The organism is Streptomyces sp. NPDC091972 (assembly GCF_044756385.1).
GTDB lineage: Bacteria > Actinomycetota > Actinomycetes > Streptomycetales > Streptomycetaceae > Streptomyces.
In genome coordinates this window covers 703571-728521 of record NZ_JBIVSV010000002.1, presented here as the reverse complement: position 1 = coordinate 728521, position 24951 = coordinate 703571, and the positions used below count along the sequence as shown (strand labels likewise).

29 protein-coding genes and 1 tRNA gene are annotated in these 24951 nt (G+C 70.8%); 21 read left to right on the top strand and 9 right to left on the bottom strand.

The features are described 5' to 3' along the window. The 3 genes from ACIQJT_RS08560 to nthA are packed head-to-tail and all read left to right on the top strand — an operon-like array spanning position 1 to position 1157. Positions 1–282 (top strand): hypothetical protein, encoded by a 282-nt coding sequence (locus ACIQJT_RS08560; protein WP_365449733.1) that lies wholly within the window; start codon positions 1–3, stop codon positions 280–282. Further along, positions 275–583, top strand: a complete 309-nt coding sequence (locus tag ACIQJT_RS08555) for an SH3-like domain-containing protein (protein WP_402641092.1) — start codon at positions 275–277, stop codon at positions 581–583. Before ACIQJT_RS08560 ends, ACIQJT_RS08555 begins: the two co-directional genes overlap by 8 nt. Continuing rightward, positions 573–1157 (top strand): nitrile hydratase subunit alpha, encoded by a 585-nt coding sequence (nthA, locus tag ACIQJT_RS08550; protein WP_402641089.1) that lies wholly within the window; start codon positions 573–575, stop codon positions 1155–1157. The genes ACIQJT_RS08555 and nthA overlap by 11 nt, the downstream gene beginning before the upstream one ends. Here the strand turns inward: nthA and ACIQJT_RS08545 are convergent. Continuing rightward, positions 1135–2577 carry a tetratricopeptide repeat protein gene (locus ACIQJT_RS08545; RefSeq protein WP_402641086.1) on the bottom strand — a complete coding sequence of 481 codons (1443 nt, stop codon included), beginning with the start codon at positions 2575–2577 and terminating at the stop codon, positions 1135–1137. The two genes, nthA and ACIQJT_RS08545, sit on opposite strands and share 23 nt — an antisense overlap. A gap of 92 nt (positions 2578–2669) precedes the next feature. Here ACIQJT_RS08545 and ACIQJT_RS08540 point away from each other — a divergent pair, with 92 nt between their 5' ends. Further along, positions 2670–4076, top strand: a complete 1407-nt coding sequence (locus ACIQJT_RS08540) for an FAD-binding oxidoreductase (RefSeq protein ID WP_402641083.1) — start codon at positions 2670–2672, stop codon at positions 4074–4076. Positions 4077–4092: 16 nt separating this feature from the next. Here ACIQJT_RS08540 and ACIQJT_RS08535 read toward each other — a convergent pair whose 3' ends face one another. Beyond that, the gene (locus ACIQJT_RS08535) at positions 4093–4569 is read right to left on the bottom strand and encodes an SsgA family sporulation/cell division regulator (protein WP_365449743.1); all 477 of its coding nucleotides are present in this window, start codon (positions 4567–4569) and stop codon (positions 4093–4095) included. Positions 4570–4807: 238 nt separating this feature from the next. On the opposite strand from ACIQJT_RS08535, the gene ACIQJT_RS08530 reads away from it, so the two are divergent. Together ACIQJT_RS08530 and ACIQJT_RS08525 are read left to right on the top strand one after the other, a co-directional pair. Next, positions 4808–6424: an RDD family protein gene (locus tag ACIQJT_RS08530; RefSeq protein ID WP_402641080.1), complete on the top strand. Its 1617-nt coding sequence runs from the start codon at positions 4808–4810 to the stop codon at positions 6422–6424. An 89-nt stretch (positions 6425–6513) separates the two neighbouring features. Next, complete coding sequence (locus ACIQJT_RS08525) at positions 6514–7143, top strand: RDD family protein (protein ID WP_365449747.1); 630 nt, start codon at positions 6514–6516, stop codon at positions 7141–7143. Between the two features lie 363 nt (positions 7144–7506). Here the strand turns inward: ACIQJT_RS08525 and ACIQJT_RS08520 are convergent, their stop codons facing one another. After that, on the bottom strand, positions 7507–7767 hold the full coding sequence (locus ACIQJT_RS08520; protein ID WP_053852670.1) for a hypothetical protein: 261 nt from the start codon (positions 7765–7767) through the stop codon (positions 7507–7509). 336 nt (positions 7768–8103) lie between these two features. Here ACIQJT_RS08520 and ACIQJT_RS08515 point away from each other — a divergent pair, with 336 nt between their 5' ends. Beyond that, on the top strand, positions 8104–10461 hold the full coding sequence (locus ACIQJT_RS08515) for an immune inhibitor A domain-containing protein (protein WP_402641075.1): 2358 nt from the start codon (positions 8104–8106) through the stop codon (positions 10459–10461). A gap of 113 nt (positions 10462–10574) precedes the next feature. Beyond that, the gene (locus tag ACIQJT_RS08510) at positions 10575–10919 is read left to right on the top strand and encodes a hypothetical protein (protein ID WP_365449751.1); all 345 of its coding nucleotides are present in this window, start codon (positions 10575–10577) and stop codon (positions 10917–10919) included. 9 nt (positions 10920–10928) lie between these two features. Here the strand turns inward: ACIQJT_RS08510 and ACIQJT_RS08505 are convergent, their stop codons facing one another. Then, positions 10929–11516 carry an isochorismatase family protein gene (locus ACIQJT_RS08505; protein WP_365449753.1) on the bottom strand — a complete coding sequence of 196 codons (588 nt, stop codon included), beginning with the start codon at positions 11514–11516 and terminating at the stop codon, positions 10929–10931. Between the two features lie 229 nt (positions 11517–11745). Further along, the gene (locus ACIQJT_RS08500) at positions 11746–13092 is read right to left on the bottom strand and encodes a nicotinate phosphoribosyltransferase (protein WP_053848599.1); all 1347 of its coding nucleotides are present in this window, start codon (positions 13090–13092) and stop codon (positions 11746–11748) included. 58 nt (positions 13093–13150) lie between these two features. Between ACIQJT_RS08500 and clpS the strand changes: the two genes are divergently transcribed. From clpS to ACIQJT_RS08460, 8 genes are all read left to right on the top strand, one after another. After that, the gene (clpS, locus tag ACIQJT_RS08495) at positions 13151–13468 is read left to right on the top strand and encodes an ATP-dependent Clp protease adapter ClpS (protein WP_053848598.1); all 318 of its coding nucleotides are present in this window, start codon (positions 13151–13153) and stop codon (positions 13466–13468) included. Positions 13469–13509: 41 nt separating this feature from the next. Continuing rightward, positions 13510–14112, top strand: coding sequence for a DUF2017 domain-containing protein (locus ACIQJT_RS08490; protein ID WP_365449756.1), 603 nt, complete (start codon positions 13510–13512; stop codon positions 14110–14112). Positions 14113–14433: 321 nt separating this feature from the next. Further along, complete coding sequence (locus tag ACIQJT_RS08485; RefSeq protein WP_365449758.1) at positions 14434–15885, top strand: amino acid permease; 1452 nt, start codon at positions 14434–14436, stop codon at positions 15883–15885. Positions 15886–15954: 69 nt separating this feature from the next. Continuing rightward, positions 15955–16377: a M67 family metallopeptidase gene (locus tag ACIQJT_RS08480; protein ID WP_266528354.1), complete on the top strand. Its 423-nt coding sequence runs from the start codon at positions 15955–15957 to the stop codon at positions 16375–16377. 266 nt (positions 16378–16643) lie between these two features. Further along, positions 16644–16790, top strand: coding sequence for a hypothetical protein (locus ACIQJT_RS08475; RefSeq protein WP_402641068.1), 147 nt, complete (start codon positions 16644–16646; stop codon positions 16788–16790). A gap of 88 nt (positions 16791–16878) precedes the next feature. Beyond that, positions 16879–16974, top strand: a complete 96-nt coding sequence (locus tag ACIQJT_RS08470; RefSeq protein ID WP_020121180.1) for a putative leader peptide — start codon at positions 16879–16881, stop codon at positions 16972–16974. A 116-nt stretch (positions 16975–17090) separates the two neighbouring features. Then, positions 17091–17369, top strand: a complete 279-nt coding sequence (locus tag ACIQJT_RS08465; protein ID WP_031056734.1) for a MoaD/ThiS family protein — start codon at positions 17091–17093, stop codon at positions 17367–17369. Positions 17370–17375: 6 nt separating this feature from the next. Then, positions 17376–18326, top strand: coding sequence for a PLP-dependent cysteine synthase family protein (locus ACIQJT_RS08460; RefSeq protein WP_402641064.1), 951 nt, complete (start codon positions 17376–17378; stop codon positions 18324–18326). Positions 18327–18333: 7 nt separating this feature from the next. On the opposite strand, the gene ACIQJT_RS08455 is transcribed toward ACIQJT_RS08460, so the two are convergent. Beyond that, the gene (locus ACIQJT_RS08455) at positions 18334–18786 is read right to left on the bottom strand and encodes a type II toxin-antitoxin system PemK/MazF family toxin (protein WP_402641061.1); all 453 of its coding nucleotides are present in this window, start codon (positions 18784–18786) and stop codon (positions 18334–18336) included. Positions 18787–19020: 234 nt separating this feature from the next. On the opposite strand from ACIQJT_RS08455, the gene ACIQJT_RS08450 reads away from it, so the two are divergent. Continuing rightward, the gene (locus tag ACIQJT_RS08450; RefSeq protein WP_365449765.1) at positions 19021–19773 is read left to right on the top strand and encodes an MBL fold metallo-hydrolase; all 753 of its coding nucleotides are present in this window, start codon (positions 19021–19023) and stop codon (positions 19771–19773) included. A gap of 72 nt (positions 19774–19845) precedes the next feature. Here the strand turns inward: ACIQJT_RS08450 and ACIQJT_RS08445 are convergent, their stop codons facing one another. Both ACIQJT_RS08445 and ACIQJT_RS08440 read right to left on the bottom strand, forming a co-directional pair. Next, a complete protein-coding gene (locus tag ACIQJT_RS08445) occupies positions 19846–21096 on the bottom strand; it encodes a PTS transporter subunit EIIC (protein ID WP_053848590.1) in 1251 nt (416 codons plus the stop codon). A 103-nt stretch (positions 21097–21199) separates the two neighbouring features. Further along, entirely contained in the window at positions 21200–22492 is a 1293-nt protein-coding gene (locus ACIQJT_RS08440; protein WP_365449769.1) for a PTS transporter subunit EIIC, read from the bottom strand. Between the two features lie 126 nt (positions 22493–22618). Here ACIQJT_RS08440 and ACIQJT_RS08435 point away from each other — a divergent pair, with 126 nt between their 5' ends. From ACIQJT_RS08435 to rdgB, 4 genes are all read left to right on the top strand, one after another. Further along, entirely contained in the window at positions 22619–22852 is a 234-nt protein-coding gene (locus ACIQJT_RS08435; protein ID WP_031056752.1) for a glucose PTS transporter subunit EIIB, read from the top strand. A 47-nt stretch (positions 22853–22899) separates the two neighbouring features. Continuing rightward, positions 22900–23637, top strand: a complete 738-nt coding sequence (gene rph, locus ACIQJT_RS08430) for a ribonuclease PH (protein ID WP_053848588.1) — start codon at positions 22900–22902, stop codon at positions 23635–23637. A gap of 147 nt (positions 23638–23784) precedes the next feature. Then, on the top strand, positions 23785–24189 hold the full coding sequence (locus ACIQJT_RS08425; protein WP_402641054.1) for a hypothetical protein: 405 nt from the start codon (positions 23785–23787) through the stop codon (positions 24187–24189). A gap of 11 nt (positions 24190–24200) precedes the next feature. Next, positions 24201–24803 carry an RdgB/HAM1 family non-canonical purine NTP pyrophosphatase gene (gene rdgB, locus ACIQJT_RS08420; RefSeq protein ID WP_402641051.1) on the top strand — a complete coding sequence of 201 codons (603 nt, stop codon included), beginning with the start codon at positions 24201–24203 and terminating at the stop codon, positions 24801–24803. 53 nt (positions 24804–24856) lie between these two features. On the opposite strand, the gene ACIQJT_RS08415 is transcribed toward rdgB, so the two are convergent. Continuing rightward, positions 24857–24940: transfer RNA gene (locus tag ACIQJT_RS08415), tRNA-Leu, on the bottom strand. Positions 24941–24951: the final 11 nt, after the last annotated feature.

Here is a 24951-nt window from a genome sequence, read left to right as displayed (position 1 = left end):
ATGGCCAGGATGAACGACGTGGGCGGCACGCAGGGGTTCGGTGCGATCGACACCACCGACGACACCGAGCCCTTCCGCGCGGACTGGGAGGCGCGGGTCGTCGGCCTCTACAACACCCTGCGCGCCCAGGGGCTGTTCAACACCAACGAGTTCCGCGACGCGATCGAGTCGATGCCGCCGGCGGAGTACCTGGCGGCCTCCTACTACGAGCGCTGGTTCACCGCGATCTGCACCCTGCTGGAGCGCAAGGGCGTGATCGAGGCCGGTGAGCTCGATGACTGACACGCCGCCCGACCGCTTCCCGCCCGGCACCCGGGTCCGCACCTACCGCCACGACCCGCCGCACCACACGCGGCTGCCGCGGTACGCGCGCGGCCAGCGGGGGGTCGTCGTCGAGCCGGAGGGCCCGGAGGAACTGGCCGACCTCAGCGCGCAGGGACGCGGGGACGCACCCGTCGAGCAGATCTACGCGGTCCGCTTCGCGGCCCGGGACCTGTGGGGCGAGGGCGACCACCACGTCGTGCTGGACCTGTGGGAGAGCTACTTGGAGGCGGACGAGAGGAGCGGGGCCGATGAGCGGTGACCACCACACCGACGCCACGATCGCCAGGCGGGTCAGGCGCCTGGAGACCCTTCTGGAGGAGAAGGGGCTGATCACCGGCGAACGGCTGGACGAGGCGATCGACGCGTTCCTCGTGGAGTCCTCGCCGGCGAACGGCGCCCGGGTCGTCGCCCGTGCCTGGACCGACGACGCCTACCGGGCCCGGCTCCTCGCGGACGGCACGGCGGCCGTCCGGGAACTGGGGTACATGGACGGCTCGTACCAGCGCCTGCGGGTGGTGGAGAACACCGACTCGCTGCACAACGTCGTCGTCTGCACCCTCTGCTCCTGCTACCCGCTGCGCCTCCTGGGCCCCTCACCGAGCTGGTACAAGTCCGAGGCGTACCGCTCCCGCGTGGTCCGCGAACCACGCGCCGTGCTGCGGGAGTTCGGCCTGGAACTGCCCGCCGCCACCGAGATCACGGTGTGGGACTCCAGCGCGGAGACCCGCTACATGGTGCTGCCCCGCAGGCCCGAGGGCACGGCGGGGCTCGGCGAGGAGGAACTGGCGGCGCTGGTGACGAGGAACGCCCTCATCGGTACGGCCGCGGTGTGACCGCCTTCGCGTCCATCACCGGCACCCCCTCGTCCGGCACCTCCCCCAGCGCCGCCAACGCCTCCCGCGCCGCCCGCACCCGCGGGAGCGAGAACCACGGATTGATCCGCAGCGCCTCCCGCAGATGCCGGCGCGCGGGAGCGGAGTGGCCCGACGCGGCCTCGATCATGCCCAGGTGGTAGGCGTACAGCGCGCTGCGCACCTTGCCCCCGTGCACCTTGTCCGTCGCGATCCGGGCGTACCGCAGGCCCTCCCGGCCCCGGCCCGCCCGGTGCAGCGCCCAGCCCAGGGCGTCGGCCACCGCGGTCCCCGGCTGCCGCAGCCACTCGGCCCGCAACCGCCGTACCGCGGACTCCGGGTCGCCGTGGTCCGCCTCGAACTGCCCCAGCACCAGCTCCCCGTCCACCCCGCCCGCCGCGGCGCGCTCGACCGTCGTCCGCAGCAGGTCGTACTGCACCCGGGCGGCCTGCCCCAGCCCGAGCGACTCGTACAACTCGCCCAGCTCCAGGGCGTACTGGGGCAGCGGCTGCTTCGCGAGGGCCGTCCGGTAGGCGCTCAGGGCCTCCGTCGTCCGGCCCAGTGCCGCGAGGGCCCGCCCCTGACCGGCCTGCGCGGCCCGCTGGTCGGGGTCGATCCGGACCGCCGCCTGGAAGTACCGCAGCGCGTCCTCGCGGTCCCCGCGTTCCCAGGCGAGCTGCCCGGCCTGCTCCAGGTACGCGGCCCGCTCGGCCGGCGCCCGCGCCTCCGCCACCGCGTCGACCAGCTGCGCCGCCGCGTCCTCGCGCCAGCCCCGGTCCCGGTACACGGCCGCCGCCCGGGCCCGCACCGCAGGCCCCGACCGCAGCCGCGTCAGCCGCTCCAGCGCCACACCGGCCGCCTTGTGGTCGCCGAGCCCGGTGTACGCGTCGATCAGCGCCGGATACGTCGTCCACCGCCTCGGCTCCAGTTTCCGCGCGGCCTCGCCCCAGGTGCGCGCGGCCCGGAAGTCCCGGCGCGCGTTCGCGAGGGCGGCCAGACCACCGAGGGCCTGGGCGCCGCCGCGCAGCTTCAGGGACCTTTGCAGGCTGTCGTCGGCCTTCGCGTAGAACGTCGTGTCGGCCGTCCGCCGCCCCTGCTCGACGTACGCCGTCCCGAGCACCGCCCACGACTCGGCGTCCCCGGGGTGCCGGCGCAGATGGCGCTCCCGCTCACCGATCAGCGCCGCCAGGTCGGGCAGCGCGGCGGGCACACCGGCGGTGACCGCCGTCAGCGCCTGGGCCCCCGGCGCGGGGGCGGGAGCGCGCGTCACCGTCCGCTCCACGGGCAGCAGCATCAGCACCGTACCGAGCACCGCGCAGCCCGCGACCGCGGCGGCCACCAGGCGCCCGCGCACCCGGGTCCGCCGCTCCTGCGGGCGGTTCTCCGTGGCTTGGTTCTCCATGGCGCTCACTGTGCGGCAGTACGGCGACCACCCCCCGGAGTGCGGCGGTCGGCGCTGGTGGGGTTCACACCGATGGCCCCCGGTGCGACGCTGTGATCATGAGCCGTATCGAAGCCCCCCGCGACGAGGCAACCGGCAACCTGGTGGACCGCCTGCTCACCGGTCTGCCCGCCGACGCCCTCCTCACCGATCCGGACGTCACGGTCTCCTACGCCAACGACATGGCGAGCTTCTGCCCGGCCGGCACCCCGGCCGTGGTCGTCCTGCCCCGCACGGTCGAACAGGTCCAGCACGTCATGCGCGTCGCCACCGAACTGCGCGTCCCGGTCGTCCCCCAGGGCGCCCGCACCGGCCTGTCGGGCGCGGCCAACGCCTCCGACGGCTGCATCGTGCTGTCGCTGACCAAGATGGACCGGATCCTGGAGATCAACCCGGTCGACCGCATCGCCGTCGTCGAGCCCGGAGTCGTCAACGCGACCCTGTCCCGCGCGGTGAACGAACTCGGCCTCTACTACCCGCCGGACCCGTCCAGCTGGGAGATGTGCACGATCGGCGGCAACATCGGCACCGCGTCCGGCGGACTGTGCTGCGTGAAGTACGGGGTCACGGCGGAGTACGTCCTCGGTCTTGACGTCGTCCTCGCCGACGGGCGGCTGATGTCCACCGGCCGCCGTACCGCCAAGGGGGTCGCCGGCTACGACCTGACCCGCCTCTTCGTCGGCTCCGAGGGCTCGCTCGGCATCGTCGTCCGGGCCGTCCTGGGCCTGCGGCCGAAACCGCCCGAACAGCTGGTGCTGGCCGCCGAGTTCTCCTCCGGGGCCGCCGCCTGCGACGCGGTCTGCCGGATCATGGAGGGCGGGCACGTGCCGTCCCTCCTCGAACTGATGGACCGCACCACCGTCAAGGCCGTCAACGACCTGGCGCACATGGGGCTCCCGGAGACCACCGAGGCCCTGCTCCTCGCGGCCTTCGACACCACCGACCCGGCGGCGGACCTCACCGCCCTCGGCGCGCTGTGCGAGGTGGCCGGCGCCACCCAGGTCGTCCCCGCCGAGGACGCGGCCGAGTCGGAACTGCTGCTCCAGGCACGCCGGTTGTCGCTCCCCGCCCTCGAAGCGGTCAAGGGCACCACCATGATCGACGACGTGTGCGTGCCCCGCTCCCGGCTCGCCGAACTGCTCGAAGGCACCGAGCGGATCGCCGAGAAGCACGGGCTCACCATCGGGGTCGTCGCCCACGCGGGTGACGGCAACACCCACCCCACGGTCTGCTTCGACGCCGCCGACCCCGACGAGTCCCGGCGGGCCCGGGAGTCCTTCGACGAGATCATGGCCCTCGGCCTGGAGCTCGGCGGCACGATCACCGGGGAGCACGGGGTGGGCGTACTGAAGAAGGAGTGGCTGGCCCGCGAGATCGGTCCCGTCGGGGTGGAGATGCAGCGGGCGGTGAAGGGGGTCTTCGACCCGCTGGGGATCCTGAACCCGGGCAAGCTGTTCTGAGACCTCGCGCTACGGCTCACTCCCCGTCCGCCGACTCGTCGCCCGGCCACGGGTCGCCCAGCCACAGGTCGTCCGCCGGAGTGGGGGCCAGCAGTTCGGCGAGGCCGTCGTCGATACCGAGCTGCTCCGCCTCGGTGCCCGGCGGGACCGCCCGCAGCGTGCGCTCCAGCCAGGCCGAGACCTGGGCGGCCGGGGCCTCCAGGAGGGCGTCTCCGTCCGGGGAGCTGAGCGCCATCAGCACGACACCGCGCCCCTCGACCTTCGTCGGCCACACCCGCACGTCCCCGTGCCCGCACGGCCGGAACACCCCCTCCACGAGGAGTTCGCGGGCGAAGGTCCAGTGGACGGGGTGGTCCGAGCCGATGTGGAAGGTGACGTGGACGGCGAAGGGGTCGTCGCTGCGGTAGCCCAGTCTGGCCGGGACCGGGATGCTGCGCTCGGGCGACAGGATGAGCTGGAGCTCCAGTTCGCGCTCCACCACCGTGTGATGCATGTCGTTCGTTCCTCTCTCGGCTCGCGTCCGGGTCCCGCGGTGGGCCCGTACGAAGGGAGAGGGGGAGGGGGCGGGATCATTACGCGGGTTCGGCGAACTTTTTTCCGGCGGTACCACGGCGGGTGTCAGGTCGTGCTCAAAAGGAGTGGGTCCGGTGGGACTGGCGGTGGGTCCTGCGCCGGTCTGATAGATGTGGAGCCCCCTCTATTGACCCCCGAGCAGATACGGGACGACGGACATGAGCGCCCCAACCCCGGCACCCGGTGACGACAGGCCCCGCGAGGGCTACTACCCGGACCCGTCCATTCCTGGATATGTCCGTTACTGGAACGGTGCCTCCTGGGTGCCGGGCACCAGCCGTCCCGCCCCGGCGGACGGCGAACCGCTCGCGCCGCCGGCCGGCCCGGGCTCCGGCCCGGCCCCGTCGGTGGAGGAGACGGGCCCGCACTTCTTCGACGAGGACCCGGCCGAGGAACCGCCGCACCCCGACACCCAGCACGGCAGCCGCCCCGAGCCCGCGTCCGCGTGGGCCGCCGACCGGGCCCACCAGGCCGGCTTCGGCGGCGACCAGGACCGCCGGGTGTCGTGGGGGTCCCCGCAGCAGGCCGCGCAGGCACCCCAGGGGATTCCGCAGCAGGGTGCTCAGCAAGGCGCTCAGCAGGGGCCGCAGGCAGTTCAGCAGGGGACGCCGCGGGCTCCGCAGGGCGCCGACCCCAGGGTGCCGGGGCCCGGGCGGTCCGCCGACGGTGCCGCCCCTGGCCGGCCGGACGGACAGGCGGCCCGTACCGAGGGCACGGCGACGATCCCGCCCGCCGAGCCGGACGAGGACGGCGGCACGCGCGTCTTCCGCCGGCCCGCGGCCGGGTCCGGGGGAGCGGGGACGGCCCGGCAGTCCGACGACGGCACCATGAAGTTCCGCGCGCTCTCCCCGCGCACGGCGCAGCAGGGCGCGGGTCCCGGGGCGCAGAACGGAAGCACGCCCGGCGGTCCCGGCGCGGGTGCCGTGGCCCCGGCCGGTCCGCAGGGCCCCGGTTTCGGTGCCGGCAAGGCCGCCGCCGAGCGGGCCGTGGCGTCCGGTGCCGCGGGCCCCCAGGGCCCCGCCTCCGCCGCTGCCGCCGCCCCCTCCGGCCCCCAGCAGCCCGGCCCCGTGCCCGGCCCGCAGACGGCCCCTCCGGGCGTGCCCCAGCAGGGAGCCGCAGCCCCGGCCGTCGGTGCTCCGGTCCCCGCCACCCCCATGAGCGCGGGTCCCGGCGGTGGCCAGCCCTCCTGGGCCCAGCAGGTGCACCGGCTCGCGGGACCCGACGAGGAGCAGCCAGCCCCCTGGAAGCCCCCGGTCGAGGACATCTTCCAGGCGGCCGCCCGCCGCCAGGCCTCGGCCAGGCCCGCCGGGCTCGGCAAGCGCCTGGCCGCACGCCTGCTCGACACCCTCGTCGTCGGCGCGGTGACCGCCGTGGCCGCGGTCCCCCTCGGCACCAAGGCGGCCGACCACGTCAACGAGAAGATCGACGCGGCCAAGCTCTCCGGCGAGACCGCGACGGTCTGGCTGCTGGACGGCACCACATCGGTGTACCTCGGCATCGTGGTCGCCGTGCTCCTCGTCGCCGGTGTCCTGTACGAGGCGCTGCCCACCGCCAAGTGGGGCCGCACCCTCGGCAAGAAGCTGCTCGGCCTGGAGGTGCGGGACATCGAGGCGCACGAGCCCCCGCCGTTCGGTGCGGCCCTGCGCCGCTGGCTGGTCTACAGCGTCCCCGGCCTGCTCGGCATCGGCCTCGTGGGCGTCGTCTGGTGCCTGTTCGACCGGCCCTGGCACCAGTGCTGGCACGACAAGGCGGCGCATACGTTCGTGGCGGGCTGAGCGGGTCCTCCGAACGGCGTACGTGATTCGGTACTCCGGACGGCCGCTCGCCGGATGCGGAGCCGTGGGGTTCGCGGTCGACTCGGGCCATGAGCAGCGAACCCCCCCACGGCTCCGGCCAGCAGCCGCCGGATGACGACCCGTTCAGGAAGCAGCCCCCGCCTGCCGAGGGCTCGGGATCGCCGTACAGCAGCCCGCCCCCGCCCTACGGGGGCACCCCCGGCGGCGACCCGTACGGCGGCGGCTCCTACCCCACCGACCCGCTGGCCGGCATGCCCGCCCTCGCGTCCAGCGGCAGACGCACGCTGGCCCGCATCATCGACATGATCCTCGTGGGCATCGTCGTCTGGCTGATCACCTGGGGCTTCGGGGTGAGCGAGTACGACGTGAACGGCGACAACGTCCAGTACGGCAAGTCGCTCGCCCAGTCCCTCCTCGCCGCGGTGCTCTACATCGCCTACGACACCGTCCTGATCACCCGGTCCGGGCAGACGCTCGGCAAGAAGTGGCTCGGCATGCGGGTGGCGAACCTCGACAACGGCTCCACGCCCTCCGTGCAGACCACACTGATCCGCTCGGCGGTCCTGTGGATCCCGTTCGCCTTCTGCTGCGCCTGCATCTGGACCGCCATCTCGGGCGGCTGGAGCTACTTCGACAAGCCCTACAAGCAGGGCCTGCACGACAAGGCGGCCAAGACGGTGGTGGTCAGCACGGATTGACGCAGGTGTGAGGCCCACGGGCGGCCGCGGCGGCACGCCGGGCTATGCACCCTCGGTGAGGCGGTGTCGCGGCGGCACGCTCATGAGGCCGAGCCGGCAGCCGACGCGTGCGGGGTGCCGCGCTGTGCCGCGCTCTGGGCCGGCGGGGCGGACGCTGCCGCTGCCCCGGCGGATCGGTGGGACGGCGCACGCAACCCGGGTGGGCGTGGGGAACGTGGTGTCGGGGATGCCGAGTTGTCGGCGTCCCGGTTCGCCGTGCGGCGTCGGAGGCGTTCAGTCGTACCCGGGCGCTCGTCGAGCCGTCGTCGGGCGGCACGGCGTGGTGACCGGCGCCCGGAGCGCACCGGCAAGCCCGGGAGCTGTTCAGGCCGCGGTCTTCGAGCCGGAGGCCACCGCGGGGACCGGCTCCTCCGCCGGACGGTCGGCGGGCCTGCTCACCGCCACGACGCGGGGCTTGGGCTGCGGGACCGTCATGGCGACCAGCAGGCCGAGGGCGAGCGCCGAGACCGCGATGACCGCGGTCCCCACGACCGAACTCGTCTGTGACAGCAGCAGCATGGCGAGCGTCGAGAAGATGACGGTGATCGAACCGTAGGCGATCTGTGCGGCGGTCGGACGAGGCATGGCAATCGGTCCTCGGATTTTGGGGTCCACGGGGGGCGTCGGCCTGGCTTTCCGCCGACTTCCGGGCGTTCCGCCAATCGACTCTAATCGCCTGTGTGCCCGAGTGGAACGAACAGTAAGCGTGACCTAACCAACAGTGCCGGTGCACAGGGGGCGCACGGAGTCATGGCGTCCACCAAGTGGACGGCTGCACGCGCCCGTCGCGGTTCTGTCACATGTCCGCAATGCGAACACCGGCTCCTAATAATGCACTTGTCGGGTCCAAGTCAAGGTCTGTCTTTTCTCCTCAACCTTTAGTCAAATACCGGTCACTTGCCTGATAGGGGAGAGGTACAAGTGACTGACAGATCCTGGACGTTCAGGACGGCGGCGACGGTCGTGGCGCTGGCCGCGGCCTCGGCCACGTTCTCCACGTTCGCCGTGGCACAGGCCGCGGACAACTCGGCCGGGACCTCCGCGGTCGACCGGCAGGACCCGCAGCCGGCGAAGGCCAGGGAGCACGACTTCGACGGCCCGCTGACCAAGACCCGGGAGGCGCAGCGCAAGGAGGCGCTCGACCAGGTCATATCCGGCGACGCCGCCGTGCGGAACCGCGACGGTTCCCAGGTGGTCGAGCTCAAGAGCCGCAAGGGCGACAGCAAGTACGTCGAACTCGGCCGCGAGAAGACCGACAAGATCTTCACCATCCTGGTCGAGTTCGGTGACAAGGTCGACCCCCGCTACGGCGGCACGGCCGGCCCGCTGCACAACCAGATCGCCCAGCCCGACCGCAGCCAGAACAACAGCACGGCCTGGCAGGCGGACTACAACCAGGCGCACTTCCAGGACCTGTACTTCGGGACCGGCAAGAAGACCGAGTCGCTGAAGAAGTACTACGAGAAGCAGTCCTCGGGCCGCTACTCGGTCGAGGGCGAGGTCACCGACTGGGTCAAGGTCCCCTACAACGAGGCCCGTTACGGCTCCAACAAGTGCGACCCCGACAACTGCGCCTGGTACGCGGTCCAGGACGGCGTCAACGCCTGGGTCGCCGAGCGCGAGGCCGCCGGGGACACCGCCGCCGAGATCGCCGCGGAACTGGCCGAGTTCGACCAGTGGGACCGCTACGACTTCGACGGCGACGGCGACTTCAACGAGCCCGACGGCTACATCGACCACTTCCAGATCGTGCACGCCGGCGAGGACGAGTCCGCGGGCGGCGGCGCCCAGGGCGAGGACGCCATCTGGGCGCACCGCTGGTACGCCTTCGGCACCGACGCCGGCTCCACCGGCCCCTCGGGCAACAAGCTCGGCGGCACCCAGATCGGCGACACCGGCATCTGGGTCGGCGACTACACCATCCAGCCGGAGAACGGCGGACTCGGCGTCTTCGCGCACGAGTACGGCCACGACCTCGGCCTGCCCGACGAGTACGACACCTCCGGCGGCGGCGAGAACTCCACCGGCTTCTGGACGCTGATGTCCTCCGGTTCCTGGCTCGGCACCGGCAAGGACTCCATCGGCGACCTGCCCGGCGACATGAACGCCTGGGACAAGCTGCAACTGGGCTGGCTCGACTACGACGTGGCCACGGCCGGCAAGCGTTCCTCCCACAAGCTGGGCGTCGCGGAGTACAACACCAAGAACCCGCAGGCGCTCGTGGTGCAGTTGCCGAAGAAGAAGGTCAGCACCGAGGTGGTCACCCCGGCGCAGGGCGCGACCCAGTGGTGGAGCGGCAGCGGCAACGACCTGCGCAACACCCTGACCCGCGCGGTCGACCTGACCGGCAAGTCCTCGGCGGCGCTGACCCTGGACGCCTGGTGGGACGCCGAGAAGGACTACGACTACGCCTACGTCGAGGTCTCCACCGACGGCTCCAACTGGACGCCGATCGACGGCACCCTGGCCGACGGCACCGCGATCCCGCGTGACGGCAGCGGCAAGCCCGCCCTCACCGGCACGGTCGAGGCGTACCAGAAGCTGACCTTCCCGCTGAACGCCTACGCGGGCCAGAAGATCCAGCTGCGCTTCCGCTACCAGACGGACGGCGGGGTAGCCCAGAAGGGCTTCGCGGCCGACGAGATCACGGTGACCGCCGACGGCGCGGCCCTGTTCTCCGACAACGCCGAGACGGCGGACGCCGCCTGGACCGCCAACGGCTTCTCGCGCATCGGCGCCTCCATCACGGACGACTACGCGCAGTACTACATCGCCGAGAACCGCCAATACGTGTCGTACGACAAGGTCTTGAAGGTCGGCCCGTACAACTACGGCTTCTCCAAGACCCGTCCGGACTGGGTGGAGCACTACGCCTACCAGAACGGCCTGTTGATCTGGAAGTGGGACACCTCCCAGGCCGACGACAACACCAGCCAGCACCCGGGTGAGGGCCTGATCCTCCCGGTCGACTCGCACCCGACCGCGCTGAAGTGGTCCGACGGCACGCTGATGCGCAACCGCATCCAGGCCTACGACTCCACCTTCAGCTGGTACCCGACGGACGCGATCACGCTGCACAACGCCGACGTCCCGACGAAGATCAAGTCCAAGCCGGGCGTCCCGGTCTTCGACGACGGCACGTCTAACTACTACGACGCGACGAACCCGCTCGCCGGTGTCAACATCACTGACACCGACACCAGGATCAAGATCGTCAAGGAGCCCCTGGACGGCTCGACGATCACGCTCCAGGTCGGCCCTTCGGCCAAGAAGCGGTAAAACAGCAGGTCAGAAGCGTATCGGCGGCAACCCCTGGCGGGTTGCCGCCGATCGTGTTTAGGTGCGTCCTGTGGCTTCCTTATTGACACCGACGCACACGGGGGTGTGACCGCATGGCCGCAGGAGGTTTCTGCAAGCTGCCGAACGGCAGGGTGGTGGTGGCGCTGAACCTGCCCCGCCCGCCCGCCGACGGCTTCGGCAGCGTGCGGGTACTCGTCCACGCCCAGAACCGGGCGCGCGCCCTGACCAGGCTGCGCAACCTGGGTCTGCGGGCGGTGTACCTGCGCGGCAACGGCGCGCCCCCGACCCCCGACGAGATCACGGCCGTACTGCACCACCCGGACGGACTGATATGGCGTACCGCCCCTGACAACGCTGTCGCGGGCGGACCCGAGCTGGTCCAGGAGCTGTGGCATCCCATCAGGTCACTGCTGCGGAGACCGACGGCACCGGTCTGAGCACCCGCCCTAGACGACCGGCTTCCCGGAGAGCTCCACGCCCGCCTCCCGCAGCTCCTCGATCGCCCGCTCCGTCGTCGCCTCGGCGACCCCGGCGGTGAGGTCGAGGAGGACCTGCGTACGGAAGCCCTCCCGGGCCGCGTCCAGCGCGGTGGCCCGTACGCAGTGGTCGGTGGCGATCCCGACCACGTCCACCTCGGTCACGTCCCGCGCCCGCAGCCAGTCGGCCAGCGGCACGCCGTTCTCGTCGGCGCCCTCGAACCCGCTGTACGCCGCCGCGTACGCCCCCTTGTCGAAGACCGCGTCGATCGCCCCGGAGGCGACGGCCGGCGCGAAGTTCGGGTGGAACCCCACCCCCTCGGTCCCGGCGACGCAGTGCGCGGGCCAGGAGTGCACGAAGTCGGGGTTGTCGGCGAAGTGGCCGCCGGGCGCGATGTGGTGGTCCCGGGTGGCCACCACGTGCTGGTAGCCGGAGCCCGCCGCCTGCCCGATCAGCTCGGTGACGGCGGCGGCCACATCGGCGCCCCCGGCCACCGCGAGGCTGCCTCCCTCGCAGAAGTCGTTCTGCACGTCGACGACGATCAAGGCGCGGCGCATGGTGGGTGTCCTTCGACTAAGAGTGAACTTACGAGCCTAGAGACTTCGCGGAGTGAGCGGGAGGGGGCACGGGCGGGCGCGTTCGGGGCGGCGGCCGCGGGGCCTGTCCGGCGGATCACGCCGGCGCCGCGGGGGCCGGGCCGCCCACCTGGGGCGTTGCCGTCGGCAGCCGATCCGCCACGCCCGAACAGCTTCGTACGGGGACCGGCCCGATCGGCCGGACAGCTCCTTAGCTACCCGTGCGCCCGTTGACATACTCCGTCGGAATGACGGGCTCCCCACGCGAGAGCTGGGTCGCCGACAGCGGCAGGTTGGCCCGGGCGGCCGCGTGCCGGTCCCGTACGACGTCCAGCGGCTCGCGGGCCACGACCTCGCCGCCCTTGACCAGCTCCACCAGGAGCTGCCGGTCCGTGAGCCCCGCCGGCACGGGTCCGGTGCCCACCACCTCGGCCTCCGCGATCCCGTCCGCGTCCAGTCGCCGGGCCGCCCACTTGCGGCCGCCGACCGAGGTCTTGCCCCCGGACGACTTCTTCGCGACCGGGATCAGCGGTGCCTTCGGGTCGTCCGACCCGGCCCGCGCGACCAGCTTGTAGACCATCGAGGCGGTCGGGTGCCCGGACCCGGTCACCAGCTGGGTGCCGACGCCGTAGGCGTCCACGGGGGCCGCGGCCAGCGAGGCGATCGCGTACTCGTCGAGGTCGGAGGTGACGATGATCCGTGTCCCCTTCGCGCCCAGCTCGTCCAGCTGCTGCCGCACCCGGTGGGCGACGAGCAGCAGGTCGCCGGAGTCGATGCGCACGGCCCCGAGCTCCGGCCCCGCCACCTCGACGGCCGTACGGACGGCCTCGGTGACGTCGTAGGTGTCCACCAGCAGGGTTGTGCCCCTGCCCAGCGAGTCCACCTGGGCTTGGAAGGCGTCCCGCTCCTGGTCGTGCAGCAGGGTGAAGGCGTGCGCGGAGGTGCCCACCGTGGGGATGCCGTAGCGGAAACCGGCCGCGAGGTCGGAGGTGGTGGCGAAGCCGCCGACGTAGGCGGCGCGGGCGGCGGCCACCGCGGACAGCTCGTGGGTGCGGCGGGCACCCATCTCGATCAGCGGCCGGTCGCCCGCGGCCGAGGACATCCGGGAGGCGGCCGCGGCGATCGCGGAGTCGTGGTTGAGGATCGACAGGATCACGGTCTCCAGCAGCACGCACTCGGCGAAGGAGCCCTCCACCCGCATGATCGGCGAGCCCGGGAAGTACACCTCGCCCTCCGGGTAGCCCCAGATGTCGCCGCCGAAGCGGTAGGAGGCGAGCCAGTCCAGGGTCTCCTCGTCGACGATGGAGCGCTCGCGCAGGAAGGCGAGGACGTCCCCGTCGAAGCGGAAGTTCTCCACCGCGTCCAGCACCCGGCCGGTGCCCGCGACGACGCCGTAGCGGCGCCCCTCCGGCAGCCGCCGGGTGAAGACCTCGAACACGCTGCGCCGTTCGGCGGTACCCGCCTTCAGTGCGGCCTGCAGCATCGTCAGCTCGTACTGGTCCGTGAAGAGTGCCGTCGAGGGAACGTCCACCGGCAGCCCAAGGTCCGCTGTGTTCATAGCAAGAGATGCTACCCCACTTCGCGTCAGTGTGACGATTTGTGGGGCGCGTGGCAGCATGGGCCGTGTGACGTCACCCGCTCCCGTAGAGATCGAACGCACCGAGTCGGCGGAAGAGGTCTTCGCCGTCCCCGAGCCGGACGTCCCCTGGGTCACGATCGTCCACAACGACCCGGTCAACCTCATGAGCTACGTGACCTACGTCTTCCAGACGTACTTCGGCTACTCGAAGGACAAGGCCACCAAACTGATGCTCGACGTCCACCACAAGGGCCGGGCGGTCGTCTCCAGCGGAACCCGCGAGGAGATGGAGCGCGACGTGCAGGCCATGCACGGCTACGGTCTGTGGGCCACCCTCCAGCAGGACCGGAAATGACCCGACCCCGCCCGCAGGACCGGAAGTAGCGACAATCCCTGATGCCCGGAACCTTCGAACCGCTCCCCGGCGGCGGCGCGGCCGTCGCCCTCGACGACGTCGAGATCTCCATCATCCGGTCGCTGGCCGTCCAGCTCCTGGAGCTCATCGGCCCCGGACCCGCCGAGGACGCCCCCGACGACCCGCTCGCCGAGCTCTTCGCGGAGGGGCCGAGCGAGCCGCCCTCCGACCCGGTGCTCAGGCGGCTCTTCCCGGACGCCTACAGCGACCCCGAGGGCACCCCGCAGGCCGAGGAGGCCGAGGAGCAGCGGGCGTACTCCTCGGAGTTCCGCCGCTACACCGAGAACGACCTGCGGGCCGGCAAGCGCGAGAACGCCCTCGCGGTGGTCCGCTCCCTGGACGCGCTGCGCTCCGCGGGCGACGGCGGCGCGGTCCTCAAGCTGTCGGCCGACGAGTCCCGGCAGTGGCTCGGCGCCCTCAACGACCTGCGGCTCGCCATCGGTTCCCGCCTCGACATCACCGACGAGGAGGACACCGACCTCCTCTACCGGCTCCCGGACGAGGACCCCCGCAAGCCGATGGTGATGGCGTACCTGTGGCTGGGCGGCCTCCAGGAGACCCTCGTGAACACCCTTATGCCGTGAGATGTGACGGTTCCGTGTTCGCTCAGAGGACGCTCAAATCCGGATAACGATCACGTCACCGTGATGGCCGCCTATGTCCGCCACGGGTGCTCTTTGTCCGCTTCTCCCTGTGGTGACTGCCACATCGCGCCCAGGTGATCACTGTTGCGGCCGTGATAAATCTTCACGACCGCCCGGCGAACACCACCCGCATGTTCGTCCGGGTGCGCCACCGAGCCGGCAACCGCCGGCCAGGCACGACTCCATCAATCCGGGGGGATCGAAACCCGATCCGTGGCCGACGAGAGGCCCGGTTCGGCATGGAGAAAGGCGCACCACCACATGACCTCCGCTCAGGTCGAAGGCAAGGGCTCAGGCCCGCAGAAGGCCCCTGACGAGACCGAAGAGGGCTACGAGCGCGGACTCGGCAGCCGCCAGGTCCAGATGATCGCGATCGGCGGCGCCATCGGCGTCGGCCTCTTCCTCAACGCCGGGGCGAACATCGCCAAGGCCGGTCCGAGCCTCATCCTGATGTACGCCCTCGCCGGCGTGATCATCTTCTTCATCATGCGGGCCCTCGGCGAACTGCTGCTGTACCGCCCGGTCTCCGGGTCCTTCGCGGAGTACTCCCGCGAGTTCCTCGGCCCGTTCTTCGGTTACTTCACCGGCTGGACCTACTGGCTGATGTGGGTCGTCACCGGCATGGCCGAGCTGACGGCCGCCGCGATCTACATCCACTACTGGTTCCCCGGCATCCCGCAGTGGGTCACGGCCCTGGTCTTCCTGGTCGTCCTCTTCACCGCGAACCTGATCTCGGTGAAGCTGTTCGGCGAGATCGAGTTCTGGGCCTCCATGATCAAGGTCACCGCGCTCATCGGCATGATCGTGATCGGCCTCGGCGTCCTCACCTTCGGCTTCAGCAACGCCGGTGACACCGCCGCCGTCTCCAACCTGTGGGAGTTCGACGGCTTCTTCCCCAACGGCATCGGCTCCTCCCTGATGACCCTCCAGGGCGTCATGTTCGCCTACCTCGCCGTCGAGCTCGTCGGCGTCACGGCGGGCGAGTCCGAGAACCCCGAGAAGACGCTGCCCAAGGCGATCAACACCCTCCCGTGGCGGATCGCCCTCTTCTACGTCGGCGCGCTCACCGTCATCCTCTGCGTCGTGAAGTGGACCGAGTTCGCGCCGGGTGTCAGCCCCTTCGTCAAGGCGTTCGCGATGATCGGCATCCCCGCCGGCGCCGGCATCGTCAACTTCGTCGTCCTCACCGCGGCCCTGTCGTCCTGCAACTCCGGCATGTACTCCACCGGCCGCATGCTGCGGAACCTGGCCGACAGCGGAGAGGCCCCCGCCGCCTTCGGCAGGCTGTCCTCCACCAAGACCCCCGCCCTCGGCATCACCGTCTCGGTGCTCTTCATGGGCATCGGCGTGGTCCTGAACTACGTCGTCCCGGAGAAGGCGTTCGCCTACGTCACCTCGGTGGCCGTCGGCGCCGGCATCTGGACCTGGCTCATGATCCTCGTCAGCCACGTCCTGTACCGCCGCGCGGTCGAGGCGGGACGGCTGCCCGCCTCCTCCTTCCCGGCGCCGGGCGGCTCGGTGGGCTCCTGGATCGCCATCGTGTTCCTGCTCTTCGTGACCGGCCTGATCATGAAGGACTCCGAGTCCCGGATCAGCCTGTACGTGCTCGCCGTGTGGGCCGTCGCCCTCGGTGTCGGCTGGGTGGTCCTCAAGAGCCGCAACCCGCGGATCACCGAGCGCCGCGAGCCGGAGTTCGAGAAGGTCGGAAGCTAGCCGGTCCGGCATGTGGGCCGCTTCGTACCACTCCTCGGTACGAAGCGGCCCTCTGCTTATCCTTTCGGCATGCTGACCATTACCCAGGCCCTCGTGGACCAGATCGTCGCGCACGCGCGCAAGGACCACCCCGACGAGGCGTGCGGAGTCGTCGCGGGCCCGGCCGGATCGGACCGCCCGGAGCGCTTCATCCCCATGCTCAACGCGGCGATGTCCCCGACCTTCTACGAGTTCGACTCCGGCGACCTGCTCAAGCTGTACCGCGAGATGGACGACCGCGACGAGGAGCCGGTGGTCATCTACCACTCCCACACCGCGACCGAGGCTTACCCGTCCCGCACCGACATCTCCTACGCCAACGAGCCCGGCGCCCACTACGTCCTCGTCTCCACCGCCGACACCGACGGCCTCGGCGACTTCCAGTTCCGCTCCTACCGGATCGTCGACGGCGAGGTCACCGAGGAGGACGTGGAGATCGTCGCGGCGTACTAGGCCCGGGGAGGTCCGGTGGGCGAGGTCCACCGCGTGAGGCCGCCCTGCTGTTCCCGGACGACCCCGACGGCCGCACCCGGGCCGCCGACCGGCTCCACGGGATGGCCGACGGGCACGGTGTCCCGGTCGCCTCCGGCGGTCGCCCCCTGCCGTGTGCGGGTGACACCGTGCGGGCCGTCCAGCGTCTCGTCTTCCCGGCCGCACGAGGATCGCGACCGTCACCGGCCCGGACGGCCACCAGCACTCCGCGGGAGAGGGGCCGCCGGGTGCCCGAGGGCGTCGCGGTCACCGGCCTCGACGACCTGCCCGGGATCAGCGGGACGACGGACCCGCCGCCGGCCACGGTCGACCAGGACGTGGCGCACCCGGGCCGGCTCAGGGCCTGCGGGCTGCTTCTGCGGCACTCCGCCTGAGCTGCCGTATCTCAGCCAGCGGCCGGATTCCGTCCGCATGGTGGGATCACATTCCGGGACCCGGAGGGGGAATCGATACGATGACCCCATGGTTTCTTACGACGTGAGCGAGAAGACGCCGGGCACCCTGCTCGTGGCGCGGCTGCACGTCGACCTGTGCAGGCTCGCCAGCGCCATCTGTTGACGCTGCCCCTGCCGCCGTACGGCCGTGAGCCGCGGCGCGCCACACACGCACGACCTGCCGCACCAGAGCTGCCGCGCGCCCACCGACCAGACACCATCCGACAGGAGCCCTGAGCCATGGCCATCGAGGTCCGCATCCCGACCATCCTCCGCACCTACACCGACGGCCAGAAGGCGGTGGAGGGCAACGGGAACACCCTCGCCGAGCTCTTCGCCGACCTGGAGACCCGGCACGCGGGCGTCCAGGCCCGCATCGTGGACGGCGGTGAGCTGCGCCGCTTCGTCAACGTCTACCTGAACGACGAGGACGTCCGCTTCCTCGACGGCATCAACACCAAGCTCGCCGACGGCGACAACGTCACGATCCTGCCGGCCGTGGCCGGCGGCATGGCCTGATCGTCGATGCGTTACGACTCCCCGCTGGCCGCGGTGGGCAACACTCCTCTGGTGCGCCTGCCGCGGCTCTCGCCGTCCGCCGACGTCCGCATCTGGGCCAAGCTGGAGGACCGCAACCCCACCGGCTCCGTCAAGGACCGCCCCGCCCTGCACATGATCGAGCAGGCGGAGAAGGACGGCCGGCTGACCCCGGGCTGCACGATCCTCGAACCCACCTCCGGCAACACCGGCATCTCGCTGGCGATGGCGGCGAAGCTCAAGGGCTACCGGATCGTCTGCGTGATGCCGGAGAACACCTCGCAGGAGCGCCGGGACCTGCTCGCCATGTGGGGCGCCGAGATCATCTCCTCGCCGGCCGCGGGCGGCTCCAACACCGCCGTACGGGTCGCCAAGGAGCTGTCCGCCGAACACCCCGACTGGGTGATGCTCTACCAGTACGGCAACCCCGACAACGCGGGCGCCCACTACGCCACGACCGGCCCGGAGATCCTCGCCGACCTCCCCTCGATCACCCACTTCGTCGCGGGCCTCGGCACCACCGGCACCCTGATGGGCGTCGGCCGCTACCTGCGCGAGCACAAGCCGGACGTGAGGATCGTCGCCGCCGAACCGCGCTACGACGACCTGGTGTACGGCCTGCGCAACCTCGACGAGGGCTTCGTACCGGAGCTGTACGACGCGTCGGTGCTCACCACCCGCTTCTCCGTCGGCTCCGCGGACGCGGTCACCCGCACCCGGGAGCTCCTCCAGCAGGAGGGCATCTTCGCGGGCGTCTCGACGGGCGCCGCCCTGCACGCGGCGATCGGCGTCGGCACCAAGGCGGTCAAGGCGGGGGAGTCCGCCGACATCGTGTTCGTCGTGGCCGACGGCGGCTGGAAGTACCTCTCCACGGGCGTCTACACGGCGGCGACCACGGAGGATGCGATCGAGACGCTCCAGGGCCAGCTCTGGGCCTGACCTCCCGCTAGGTCGCCAGGTGACGGACCTGGTCCCACAGGACCGGGTCCACCACCCCCGCCCTGCGCCGGAAGTCCCCCACCGGCACCTCGCGCAGCTCGTGCGTCTCCAGGAAGCTCGCCCGGCCCTGGGCGTCGCCCACCGAGCCTGGCGGCAGGGGGATCACCCCGGCCCGCTCGTCGTGGTACTTGCTGGTGATCTTCGCGACGACGGCCCGCCGCCCGCGCACGGCCAGCACGAGACACGGCCGGTCCTTGGCCCCCGGCCCGTCCTCGTACGGCACCTGAGCCCACCAGATCTCGGCGGGCCGCGGCCGCACCCCCGTGGTACGCCCGGACGGGCCGGTCGTACGGTCCGAGCGCCCGCGGGGCCGCTGCCCCCGCCCCCACCCGTCGACGAGCGTGGCGACCAGCGCCAGCAGCACCACGGCCGCGAGAGCGAGCCACCAGGACGTGTCCATGAGGACGACGTTACCGGCGCGCGATCTGCCCCGCGCGCCCTCTGTTCAAGCCGTTAGCGCGGTCACACTCCCCACACGCCCCTGGTCCAGCCGAACCGGTGACACCACAGGTGAGTTCGCCCACAACAGCCCTTGGCGGAGGAGCGACCGGAGGTTTTGCGCCTTACGCTCGACGGACCGCACGACCCCCGTCTCTTTCCCAGAAAAGTTCCCGCCAGCGGAGGTTTCTGCTCTATGAAGCTCACCGTCGTCGGCTGCTCGGGGTCGTTCCCGTCCGCGGAATCGGCCTGCTCGAGCTACCTCGTCGAGGCCGACGGCTTCCGGCTGCTTCTCGACATGGGCAACGGTGCCCTTGGCGAGTTGCAGCGCCACTGCGGTCTCTACGACCTCGACGCGATCTTCCTCAGCCACCTGCACGCCGACCACTGCATCGACATGTGCGCGTACTTCGTCGCGCGCTACTACCGCCACGAGGGCGGCCGCTGCGACCCCATCCCGGTCTACGGCCCCGAGGGCACCGAACACCGTCTGACCACGGCCTACGCCGACACCCCCACCGCCTCCTCCATGAGCGAGGTCTTCGACTTCCACACGGTCAAGCCGTCCACCTTCGACATCGGCCCGTTCACCGTCCACACCGAACGCGTGGCGCACCCGGTCGAGGCGTACGGCATCCGCATCGAGCACGGCGGCAGGTCGCTGACCTACTCCGGCGACACGGGGGTCAGCCCCGCCCTGACCGAACTCGCCCGCGACACCGACCTGTTCCTGTGCGAGGCCGCCTTCACGCATGGCAAGGAGAACATCCCCGACCTGCACCTCAACGGCCGCGAGGCGGGTGAGACCGCGACCCGGGCCGGCGCCCGCCGCCTGGTCCTCACCCACATCCCCCCGTGGACCGACCCCCAGGTCAACCTCGCCGACGCCCGCGCGGTCTTCGACGGCCCGGTGTCCCTGGCGACACCGAGGCAGTCGTACGAGATCTAACCCCTACGACATGCCGAAGGCCCCCGGAGCGGTTCAGGGCTCCGGGGGCCTTCGCGTGCGGTACGGCTGTGCCTACGCCTTGGTGAGGTCCTCGACCTCTTCCTCGGGCTCGCGGCCCGGGGTGGGGAGGTTGAACTTGACGATGGCGAAGCGGAAGACGGCGTAGTACACCGCGCCGAAGACCAGGCCGATCGGGATGATCAGCCAGGGCTTGGTGGCCAGGTTCCAGTTCAGCCCGTAGTCGATGACACCCGCGGAGAAGGTGAAGCCCGCGTGGACACCGAGAGCCCAGGTCACCGCCATGGAGACGGCGGTCAGGACCGCGTGGATCGCGTAGAGCACCGGCGCGATGAACATGAACGAGAACTCGATCGGCTCGGTCACGCCCGTGACGAAGGAGGTCAGCGCGAGCGAGACCATCATGCCCATCACGGCCTTGCGGCGCTCGGGGCGGGCGGAGTGGGCGATCGCGATCGCGGCGGCCGGAAGACCGAACATCATGATCGGGAAGAAGCCCGACATGAACTGCCCGGCGGTCGGGTCACCGGCGAAGAAGCGGTTCAGGTCGCCGTGCACGACCGCGCCCGTGGCGTCCTTGAAATCGCCGAGCTGGAACCAGGAGACCGTGTTCACGAACTGGTGCATGCCGATGGGGATCAGCGCACGGTTGATCAGGCCGAACAGCCCCGCACCGACAGCGCCGAGACCGGTCATCCACTCACCGAAGTCGGAGATGACCTCACCGATCGGCTCCCAGACGAGGCCGAAGAAGACGCCCATGAGGGTGCCGACGAAGGCCATGATGATCGGCACGAGACGGCGGCCGTTGAAGAAGCCGAGCCAGTCCACCAGCTTGGTGCGGTGGAAGCGCTGCCACAGCACGGCCGAGAGCAGCCCCATCAGGATGCCGCCGAGGACGCCGGGGTTGTTGTAGGTCGCGGCTATGTCGGCGCCGGCCTGGACCTTCGCCTCGGTGACCGGGAAGGCCTTGAGGACGTTGCTGTACACCAGGAAGCCGACCAGGGCCGCCAGTGCGGTCGAGCCGTCGGCCTTCTTGGCGAAGCCGATGGCGACACCGATGCAGAACAGCATCGGCAGGTTGTCGAAGATCGCGCCACCGGCGGTGGCGAACACGGACGCGACCTTGTCCCAGCCGAAGCCGTCCTTGCCGAATACATCGGGCTGGCCGAACCGGAGCAGCAGCCCCGCCGCCGGCAACACGGCGATCGGGAGCTGCAGGCTGCGGCCGACCTTCTGAAGGCCCTGGAAAAGACCGGATCCCCGCTTCTTTGCGGGGGCCGCCGTCTCGGTGGCGGTGCTCATGACGCTTCCTCCATCGGGTGGTGGTCTACACCACTCAGTGGTGTAGACCTGTTGTACACGATGGGGGCGTTATAAGGAACCCGTCAATTCCGCAACCGGAGGACTACAGCTTGGTGACGTCCTCGACCTCCTCCTCGGGCTCCCGGCCCGGCGTCTTCAGGTCGAACCGGGTGATGGCGAACCGGAAGATCACGTAGTACACGGCCGCGAAGCACAGGCCGATCGGGATGATCGCCCACGGTCTCGTCGCCAGGTTCCAGTTGATGACGTAGTCGATGAGACCGGCCGAGAAGCTGAAGCCGTCGTGCACCCCGAGGCCCCACGTGACCGCCATCGACACCCCTGTCAGCACCGCGTGCACTGCGTACAGCACCGGCGCGATGAACAGGAACGAGTACTCGATCGGCTCGGTGATCCCCGTCACGAACGAGGTGAGCGCGACCGACAGCATCAGACCGCCGACTTCCTTGCGCCGCTCCGGCCGCGCACAGTGCGTGATCGCCAGCGCCGCCGCCGGCAGCGCGAACATCATGATCGGGAAGAACCCCGACAGGAACTGCCCCGCGTTCGGGTCGCCCGCCAGGAACATGTTGATGTCGCCGTGCACCTCGGTGCCGTCCGGCTTGGTGTACGTCCCGAACTGGAACCAGATGGGCACGTTCAGGAACTGGTGCAGCCCGATCACCAGCAACGCCCGGTTCGCGACACCGAACAGCCCCGCACCCCACGCCCCCGCGTCCTTCAGCCAGTCGCTGAAGTTCTCCAGACCGTCGCCGATCGGCGGCCACACCCACAGGCACAGCGCCGCGAACACGATGGCCACGAACGCCATGATGATCGGCACGAGACGGCGGCCGTTGAAGAAGCCGAGCCAGTCCACCAGCTTGGTGCGGTGGTACCGCTGCCAGAAGAACGCCGTCAGCAGCCCCATCACGATGCCGCCGAACACCCCCGGGTTCTGGTAGGTGAACGCCACCACCGTGTGGTCCACCGCCGCCTGGCACCCGATGCCCGGCACTGCCTTCGCCCCGCTCGGACAGTCCTCCGGGAACTGCCTCAACACCGTGAAGTAGACGAGGAATCCGGCCACCGCGGCGAGCGCAGTGGACCCGTCCGCCTTCTTCGCCATCCCGATGGCCACCCCGACGCAGAACAGCAGCGGCAGCCCCAGCTGGCCGTCGAGCAGCGCTCCGCCCGCGCCCGCCATCACCTTGGAGACGTTCGTCCAGCCCAGCCCGTCGTCCCCGAACACGTCCGGCTGGCCGAGCCGGTTGAGGATGCCCGCGGCCGGCAGCACGGCGATGGGGAGCTGAAGGCTGCGGCCCATCTTCTGGAGCCCCTGGAACGCCGACTGCCACCGCCGGCGTGCGGGCGAGATCTCGGTTTCCGAACTCATCAGTTGGCGACCGCCTGTCGGGTGGTGTAGACCAGTCACGGACGATTGGTTGCTGTGACGTCATCTTTCGGCACGAACAGCGCAATCGCCCGCGAAGTTGGGCCAACTGTGCATGAGGAGAACGACATGGCCACCAAGGCTGAGAAGATCGTCGCCGGACTCGGCGGCATCGACAACATCGACGAGATCGAGGGCTGCATCACGCGCCTGCGCACCGAGGTCCACGACGCTGCCCTCGTCGACGAAGCCGCCCTCAAGGCCGCCGGCGCCCACGGCGTCGTCAAGATGGGCACCGCGATCCAGGTCGTCATCGGCACCGACGCCGACCCCATCGCCGCCGAGATCGAGGACATGATGTGAGCTGAGCGCGCCAAGCGCTCACCCGGCAGGCCGATAGGCTCGACGCCATGTCTCGAATCGACGGCCGCACCCCCGAACAACTCCGCCCGGTCACCATCGAACGCGGCTGGAGCAAGCACGCCGAGGGCTCCGTCCTCGTCTCCTTCGGCGACACGAAGGTCTTCTGCACCGCCTCCGTCACCGAAGGCGTCCCTCGCTGGCGCAAGGGCAGCGGCGAGGGCTGGGTGACCGCCGAGTACTCCATGCTGCCCCGCGCCACCAACACCCGAGGCGACCGCGAGTCCGTCCGCGGCAAGATCGGCGGCCGCACGCACGAGATCAGCCGGCTCATCGGCCGCTCCCTGCGCGCGGTCATCGACTACAAGGCACTCGGCGAGAACACGATCGTCCTCGACTGCGACGTCCTCCAGGCCGACGGCGGCACCCGCACCGCCGCCATCACCGGCGCCTACGTCGCCCTCGCCGACGCCGTCGCCTGGGCACAGGGCAAGAAGCTGATCAAGGCCGGCCGCAAGCCGCTCACCGGCACCGTCTCCGCCGTCTCCGTCGGCATCGTCGGCGGCGTCCCCCTCCTCGACCTCCGCTACGAGGAGGACGTGAAGGCCGACACCGACATGAACGTCGTCTGCACCGGCGACGGCCGCTTCGTCGAGGTCCAGGGCACCGCCGAGGCCGAACCCTTCGCCCGCGACGAACTCAACTCCCTCCTCGACCTCGCGGTCCTCGGCTGCTCCGAACTCGCCGCCCTCCAGAGCAAGGCGCTTGATACGGTCCTCGAAAGGTAAAGGGACCGCCAAGAACGGTGGCCGGCGAGCGCAACCCGACCGGCCGCCCCGGCGTCTTCGGGAGTACGGGCGCCCGCTGTGCACAACGGGCGCCCGGCCAGTCGACGGGGGGCCTCCCCAGGCCTGCCACAGGGAGGGAACAGATCCATGGCCGCGAGCCGACGCCGCCGTAGTCGCCGTATCACCATCGCCGCCGCGGTGGCCGCCGCAGTACTCACGACCGGCCTCACCACCGGCTGCGACGCCGTCAGCAAGGCCCTGGACTGCGTCCAGACCGCCGAGGCCGTCGCCGACAGCGTCACCGACCTCCAGCAGGCCGTGGAGAACGCGTCGAACGACCCCACCCAGATCGACGAGGCCCTCGCCTCCATCGACCAGAACCTCGACGAGATCGGCGACAAGACCGACAACGCCGACGTCAACAAGGCGGTCGACGACCTGAACTCGGCCGTGTCCAACGTCCGTACCGCGGTGAGGAACGGCGACGAGACCCCCGACCTCAGCCCCGTCACCGACGCGGCCGGCGAACTGACCAAGGTCTGCACGCCGTAATACTGGTGGGCATGACCCGCCTGATCCTCGCCACCCGCAACGCCGGGAAAATCACCGAGCTCCACGCGATCCTCGCCGACGCAGGTCTGCCGTTCGACCTCGTCGGCGCGGACGCGTACCCCGAGATCCCGGACGTCAAGGAAACCGGCGTCACCTTCGCCGAGAACGCCCTGCTGAAGGCCCACGCCCTGGCCCGGGCCACCGGCCTGCCCGCCGTGGCCGACGACTCGGGCCTGTGCGTGGACGTCCTGGGCGGCGCCCCCGGCATCTTCTCGGCCCGCTGGTCCGGCCGCCACGGGGACGACAAGGCCAACCTGGACCTGCTGCTCGCCCAGCTCTCCGACATCGCCGACGAACACCGCGCCGCCCACTTCGCCTGCGCGGCGGCCCTCGCCCTGCCGGACGGCACGGAAAGGGTCGTCGAGGGCCGCCTGAACGGCACCCTCCGCCACACCCCGACGGGCACGAACGGCTTCGGCTACGACCCGATCCTCCAGCCGGAGGGCGAGACGAGGACCTGCGCGGAGCTGTCACCGGAGGAGAAGAACGCGATCAGCCACCGCGGCAAGGCGTTCCGGGCACTGGTACCGGTGGTGCGGGAGCTGTTGGGCTGAGGCTACGCGGGTACGGCCTGCGCATCGGTCCTTCGATGCGCAGGCCGTTCGTGTGCGGCGGAAGGGATTCGAACCCTCAAGCCCGATCAGGGGCCACAGGACCTAAACCTGCTGCGTCGCCGTTGCGCCACCGCCGCCAGCCGTCTGT